We start from the raw sequence: 1,602 nt of genomic DNA, 5'->3' as shown, positions 1-1,602 counted from the left end.
ACGACAACACCCGAGACCGGCCTCAACCGTACCCGCCTCATCACCGAGTTGAAGGGCGGCGTCGATTTCTGGTACAAGGCCATTTCCGCTCAGGGGGCGAAGCTCACCATTTACGTCATCCCGGTCAACGAAGAAGGCATCGAACGGACGGGCTCGCCTCGCGCAACGTTCACCATCCCGGAAGACCATATCGGCGACGGCCAGTGGCATCATGCCCGGTTGAAATACGACTACACCGATAATCCCAGGGTCAAAAGCGTCCACTTTGCAGCACGGATTGTGGGCACGGCGGGAGAACTCCTCCTTGACGATTTTCAATACATCGCCCAGGTGGGGCCGGTCCCCCACATCAAAAAGGTGATGCTCGAAGAAAATCCACAGGCGCCCGATCGGGAGCCTCGCATTCGGGTATTGCTGGCCAATGTGGGCGATCGTCCGGCGGACAACGTGGAGGTTACGATCACCTTTCCCGGCCAGGTACACTATCGCCCGGGAAAAATGACCATTCCCAGGCTGGCTCCGGACGAAATCAAGCCGCTTTACTTCGCATGGACAGGATCGCGGGACCGCCCCATGACACTTCTCGCCACGGCCGTTTGTGGGGAACTTCAGGATGTGCGGCGGTTGGAACTCAGGCCGGCCCTGCGTGTTCGGAGCTTCGGGCCGGCGGAGCCTGTGGTTACCGTGGGCCAGACGGTCGTCCTGGAGTGCGAACTGGAAAACACCGGCCAGGTTAATGTGAGTGGCATCACCGTCTCGTTTGAAACACCGCAGGGATCAACGCGGAAGGTGGTCAAGGCCCTGTTTCCCGCCCGACGCACGATCGTGCGACACACCTTTGTTGCTGATACGGAGACTCCCAATCTGCCCGTCAAAGTCTCCGTGCAGGCGAAGGACGTCCCGATCGCGGAGAGTTCCGGAGGCGTGTGGTCGGGTCAGTCCCGGGTGATGGTCGTCAAAAGTATCTCGCCACCGCCGCCCCTGGGCCGGTTTTCCGTGGCGCCGCGGCCAGTGCCTGTATCGGAAAACGAAAACCTTCGCCTGGTGTTCTACCCATGCCAGCAGCGATTTTCTGCCGGGCGTCTGGAGGTGAAAACTCCCCAGGGTTGGAAGGTCGCTGGCTGGCTGGTCTCCATGGGACGGCTCGTCATCCGTAACAGCCGGGGCGAGGCGGAAGAATACCAGCTCGCCGCTGATTCCTGTGAACTGGGCTCCCTCCCAAAGTCCCTCACCGGTATTCTGGTCCTGCCCTGTACCGTCAAAACATCGGATGGAACGACGCTTACAGTGCACGTCAGATTCTCGCTGCGGCCGAAGAGCAGCAGTTGCACGGTCGAGTCCGAATTGGTCAGCGACCAACCTGTGGACATTCTCGCCTGGGGATTGCCCATGGTCTATATCCACCAGCGCGACGAAGCCATTTTCCCGGGATTGGAATGGCTGGTGGATGACGAGTTGTCGAGCGACAGTCTGGACATTGCGGAAGATCATCCGGATCGCGTGCGCTATGTCGTTCATCCTTACATGATCACCATTCCGGCGGTGGGAATTCACGGGCCACACGGCACGATGGGCCTGATTTGGGAAAATCGTCCCATCGGC

Annotated in this window: 1 protein-coding gene; it reads left to right on the top strand. The window is 59.9% G+C overall.

Going from position 1 to position 1,602, the window contains the following annotated elements:
• A partial coding sequence (locus H5U08_RS18195; RefSeq protein ID WP_297036394.1) for a hypothetical protein occupies positions 1-1,602 on the top strand: 1,602 nt, incomplete at both ends.

This window comes from Thermogutta sp., assembly GCF_014359955.1.
Classification (GTDB): Bacteria; Planctomycetota; Planctomycetia; order Pirellulales; family Thermoguttaceae; genus Thermogutta.
The sequence above is the reverse complement of the archived record's forward strand: the minus strand, read 5'-3'. Positions and strand labels throughout refer to the sequence as shown.